The 4,961-nt window shown below is 55.6% G+C and carries 5 protein-coding genes; all 5 read right to left on the bottom strand.

The window, feature by feature from the left end; all coding sequences use genetic code 11:
- Positions 1-158: 158 nt before the first annotated feature.
- Positions 159-509, bottom strand: coding sequence for a helix-turn-helix domain-containing protein (locus HMPREF1051_RS09460; protein WP_003765219.1), 351 nt, complete (start codon positions 507-509; stop codon positions 159-161).
- Between the two features lie 94 nt (positions 510-603).
- Positions 604-2,589, bottom strand: coding sequence for a DNA topoisomerase IV subunit B (gene parE / locus HMPREF1051_RS09455; protein ID WP_003767794.1), 1,986 nt, complete (start codon positions 2,587-2,589; stop codon positions 604-606).
- A gap of 69 nt (positions 2,590-2,658) precedes the next feature.
- Positions 2,659-3,183: an RNA pyrophosphohydrolase gene (locus HMPREF1051_RS09450; RefSeq protein WP_003743450.1), complete on the bottom strand. Its 525-nt coding sequence runs from the start codon at positions 3,181-3,183 to the stop codon at positions 2,659-2,661.
- A 389-nt stretch (positions 3,184-3,572) separates the two neighbouring features.
- Positions 3,573-4,553: an imidazoleglycerol-phosphate dehydratase HisB gene (gene hisB / locus HMPREF1051_RS09445; RefSeq protein WP_003767790.1), complete on the bottom strand. Its 981-nt coding sequence runs from the start codon at positions 4,551-4,553 to the stop codon at positions 3,573-3,575.
- A 29-nt stretch (positions 4,554-4,582) separates the two neighbouring features.
- Positions 4,583-4,961 (bottom strand): aminotransferase class I/II-fold pyridoxal phosphate-dependent enzyme (locus HMPREF1051_RS09440; RefSeq protein ID WP_036492825.1); only part of this gene is annotated, 379 nt, incomplete at its 5' end.

Genomic DNA, 4,961 nt, shown 5'->3' with positions numbered 1-4,961 from the left:
GCGCCTTTGTCCGTAGCGTCCTTTATGCCGCCGGTAGGTTTCGACGAGGAGGGCTTTGTCGGCTGCGTCGGGGTCGGGTCGGTCTTGGTGGTGGTAGTAAAAGCTGCTTTTGGGCAGGTTTGCGATGTGCAGCAGGTATTTGAGCGGGTGTTGCGCCCTCAGTGTTTGGACGGTTTGGCTTTGTCCTTTTCGGTCTGTTTTTGGCTGAGGGCTTTTAACTCCTTTAAATAGGCAACCTTTGCGCGCATATAGCACAACTCTTCGATAAGCTCTGCCTGCGTTTTTTCTTGGTCGGGTTTATCTGAGATGAAGGGGTTTTTGCGGTGTTGGGGCATGGTTTTGGATTGGGGATGTTCGAGTGCGCCGATACCGCCTTCTTGATAGGCGCGTATCCATCGTCTCAGGTGGGTTCGGGAAATGCCGTAGTGGTCTGCGGTACGCTGTTGGCTGCGTATATGCAGGTAGTGGAGTACGGCTTGGTATTTGAAGTGTAATGTATATTTGCTCATAAAAAAACTGCACCTTGTGAGTTGGAGGGGATGTCCAACTTTTGGGGTGCAGTTCAATTTTCAGACGACCTTTTTGCTTTTCAAACCAACGGCGTCAAATATCCAATTCTGCCGTATCGCCTTCTTTTTCCATCCATGCGCGGCGGGCGGCGGCTTCGCCTTTGCCCATCAGTTTGACGAAGATGTCGCGTGTTTCGTCATCCGCGCCTTCGGGGATTTGCACCTGCAACAGGCGGCGGGTGTCGGGGTGCATGGTGGTGTCTTTGAGCTGGTCGGGGTTCATCTCGCCCAAGCCTTTGAAACGGCTGATGGAATAGGCGGTTTCTTTGACGCCTTCTTTTTGCAGCCGTTCTAAAATACTGTCGAGTTCGTTTTGGTCGAGGGCGTAGAATTTGCGGGCGGGTTTGCTTTTGCCTTGTGCGTTGACATCGACGCGGAACAGCGGCGGCTGGGCGACGTAGATGTGTCCGTCGGCGACCAGTTTCGGGAAGTGGCGGTAGAACAGGGTCAGCAGCAAAACTTGAATATGAGAGCCGTCCACGTCGGCATCGGACAAGATGGCGATTTTGCCGTAGCGCAGGCCGCTTAAATCGGGATTGTCGTTGATGCCGTGCGGATCGACGCCGATGGCGACGGAAATGTCGTGGATTTCGGCGTTGCCGAAAAGCTGGTCGGGGTGGACTTCGAAGCTGTTGAGCACTTTGCCGCGCAGGGGCAAAATCGCTTGCGTGGCTTTGTCGCGGGCGAGTTTGGCGGAGCCGCCGGCGGAATCGCCTTCGACGAGGAAGAGTTCGTTTTCGCGGATGTCTTCACTTTCGCAGTCGGTCAGTTTGCCAGGCAGGACGGCGACGCCGCTGCCTTTTTTCTTTTCGATTTTTTTAACCGAACGCATCCGCGCTTGTGCCTGACGGATGGCGAGTTCGGCGATTTTTTTGCCGAAGTCCACGTTTTGATTCAGCCACAATTCCAAAGGGTCCCCCGATACGGCGGCAACGAGTTTCAATGCGTCACGGTTGGTCAGTTTGTCTTTGGTCTGACCTTGGAACTGCGGGTCAAGGACACGGGCGGAGAGGACGAAGGCGGTTTTGCTGAACACGTCGTCGCTTTGCACTTTCACGCCGCGCGGTAGGAGGTTGTGCAGATTGATGAAGTTGTTGACAGCGTTGAACACGGCTTGTTTCAAGCCCGCTTCGTGTGTGCCGCCCAGCGGGGTGGGGATGAGGTTGACGTAGCTTTCGTTGGCGCACGAGCCTTCTTCCAGCCAGGTCAGGGCAAACGCGGCGCCTTCGCCGATGCTGAAATCGCCGTTGTGGTCGTCTGAAATGTAGTTTTCGCAGGAGAACAGCGGCACGGCTTCCTGTGCGTCGGCAATCAGGTCGGTCAGATAGCTTTTCAGACCGTCGGGGTAGTGCCAGGTTTGGGTGTGCGCTTCGTCTTCGCCTTTGACCGGACGGGTCAGGGAGACGCGCACGCCCGGCAACAGTACAGCTTTGGCGCGCAGCAGGCGTTCGAGTTCGGGAATGCTGTAATTCGGGCTTTCAAAATATTTGCCGTCCGGCCAGACGCGCACTTCGGTGCCGCTGTCTTTGACGGCGCATTTGCCCACTTCCGCCAACGGTTCAACCACGTCGCCGCCGGCAAACACGATGCGGTGGATTTTGCCTTCGCGTTTGACGGTTACCTCAAGGCGGGTGGAGAGGGCGTTGGTGACGGACACGCCCACGCCGTGCAGGCCGCCTGAAAAGGCATACGCGCTGCCGCCGTCTTTTTTATTGAACTTGCCGCCTGCGTGCAGACGGGTAAATACAAGTTCGACCACGGGCACGCCTTCGACAGGGTGCAGCCCGACGGGAATGCCGCGCCCGTTGTCGCGCACGGAAAGCGAACCGTCGTCGTGGATGCGCACGTCGATTTCAGTAGCGAAACCGCCCAACGCCTCGTCCGCCGCGTTGTCGATGACTTCTTGGCAGATGTGGGTCGGGCTGTCGGTGCGGGTGTACATGCCGGGACGTTCTTTGACCGGCTCCAAGCCTTTGAGGACGGTGATGCTGGATTCGCTGTATTGGTTGTTTTTAGTCATAGGGGAAGAGGTCGTCTGAAAGGAAGAACAACGCTTTCAGACGACCTGAAAGCGTTGCGTTTCGTTATTTTATCGGTTGTCAAAAGGCAGGCGCGCGGTAAAGTCTTCGTAGCTTTCCATGCCGCGCAGGAAGCGGGAGGAGAGTTCTTTCAATGCCCCCAAGTAAACGTCGCGTTTGAAATCAATCACTTCGTCAACGGGAGCCCAATATTGGTGCCAACGCCAGCCGTCAAATTCGGGATGGTGGCAGGCGCGCAGATTGATGTCGCTGTCGCGCCCGACCAGCCGCAAAAGATACCAAATCTGCTTCTGCCCGCGATACGAACCGCGCCATTCGCGGCGTACCCAGTGGCTCGGCACATCATAACGCAGCCAGTCGCGCGTGCGTCCGACGATTTTGATGTGTTGCGGCAACAGCCCGACTTCTTCGTACAGCTCGCGGTACATAGCGGTTTCGGGGCTTTCGCCCGGCTTGATGCCGCCTTGCGGGAACTGCCACGAATGTTCGCGCACACGCTTGCCCCAAAAGACTTCGTTGCGGTTGTTGATTAAGATGATACCGACATTGGGGCGATAGCCTTCTCTGTCTAACACGGTGTCGCCCTTCGTTAAATTCAATCGTGCGATTTTCCCATAAATCGGGCGGGTTTGACAAATCGGAGGTCGTCTGAAAATTTGTTATGCCTGTTTTCAGACGACCTTTTAGGGGTTTGTGGGTAATGATAGGGAAACAGGGTGCGTGGTTTGACAAGATGCTTTTGAAGAACGGAATCTGTGGATGAGATTTGGGCTATGGATTTTTATTTTGGGTTGTCTGCGATTTAAGATGGATTTACATCGATGCGGGAAAGAGGGCGGGCGGATGCTTTCTGCTTTCATTTGTGATGTTTTTGCCGATTGCTGTTTGGAACAATGCCTGCTGCAAACGCAAAGGTCGTCTGAAAACCTGTTTCCCGGTTTTCAGACGACCTTTTTAAAGCGGATTACGCTTCGCTTTGCGCTTCTTCTTCAACGGTAACTTCAACGGCAACGGATTCGTCGCTCAAGGTGCCTTTGGTGGACGGGGTTTGTCCTGCCATACGAGGATCGTATTCTGCTGCCATGCGCAGGGCGCGGCCGAAGGCTTTGAATACGGTTTCGGCTTGGTGGTGGGCGTTGTGGCCGCTGAGGTTGTCGATGTGCAGGGTCATCATGCTGTGGTTGACGACGCCGTGGAAGAATTCTTCGAACAGGTCAACGTCAAAACGTCCGATGAGGGCGCGGGTGAAGTCGATGTTGTACACGAGTCCGGGGCGGCCGGAGAGGTCGATGACAACGCGGCTCAAGGCTTCGTCGAGCGGGACGTAGGCATGGCCGTAGCGGCGGATGCCGGCTTTGCTGCCCAAGGCTTGTTTCAGGGCTTGTCCGAGTACAATGCCAATGTCTTCGACGGTGTGGTGGTCGTCGATGTGCAAATCTCCTTTGCAGGTGATGTCGAGGTCGATCATGCCGTGGCGGGCGACTTGGGCAAGCATATGCTCAAGGAAGGGTACGCCGGTGTCGAAACGGTATTGTCCGGTGCCGTCGAGGTTGAGGTTGAGGGTGATTTGGGTTTCGCTGGTGTTGCGGGTGATGCTGACTGCGCGGCCTTCTGCGGGCATATGGAATGCCGGTGCGGCGGCTGCGGCTGCTTGGGCGGCACGCTCTTGGCGGGCGGCTTCGGCGGCTGCGGCTTTTTCTTTGTCTTTGCTGTGGTCGCGGTTTAACCAGCCTTTGCGTTTGTGCATACCGGCTTCGAGTTTGGCGGCAAGGCTGGGGCGGATGCCGCGCGCTTTTTCGTCTTCTGCCTGCTCTTCAAGGCGGCGTTTTAGTTGGGACAGGGATGCCGCGTTGTCGTAACCGCATTTGCGGGCAAGTTTGGTGAATGAGCCTGCTTCTTCGACAAGCTGCAGGAAATTGGCAAGGTGGAGTTGAGTGATGGTCATAGGTTTACTCTCTGTGAGGTTTTAAAAAATCAGGCATAAAGCTTGCGGATAATGTCCAGTACGGCATCGTTTTGCTCGGGACTGCCGATGGTAATGCGGACGCACTGCGCCAAAAGCGGATGCGTGCCGTGGAGTTTCTTAATCAGGATGCGGTTTTCTTTAAGCGTGTTAAACAATGCGTCTGCATCGGGAACACGCACGGTAATGAAATTCGCTTCGCTGGGGAAGGCTTTCAGACGACCTATGGCGGACAATTCGCTGAAAACGCGTTCGCGTTCGGCTTTCAAAATATCGATGGTCGTCTGAATCGCGTCATGGTGTTGCAGGGCGAATTTGGCGGTCGCCAAGCTTAATTGGTTCATATTGTAGGGCGGCAGGATTTTCGCCAGCTCGCCCATTACGGCGGGG

It is taken from the genome of Neisseria sicca VK64 (assembly GCF_000260655.1).
Lineage (GTDB): Bacteria > Pseudomonadota > Gammaproteobacteria > Burkholderiales > Neisseriaceae > Neisseria > Neisseria sicca_B.
Note: the sequence above shows the minus strand (reverse complement) of the source record. Positions and strands in the feature narration are given on the sequence as shown.

Excerpts from the sequence above, each read along its gene's own strand:
- HMPREF1051_RS09460 (WP_003765219.1), bottom strand. The coding sequence starts at position 509 with ATGAGCAAATATACATTACACTTCAAATACCAAGCCGTACTCCACTAC.
- parE (WP_003767794.1), bottom strand. The coding sequence starts at position 2,589 with ATGACTAAAAACAACCAATACAGCGAATCCAGCATCACCGTCCTCAAA.
- hisB (WP_003767790.1), bottom strand. The coding sequence starts at position 4,553 with ATGACCATCACTCAACTCCACCTTGCCAATTTCCTGCAGCTTGTCGAA.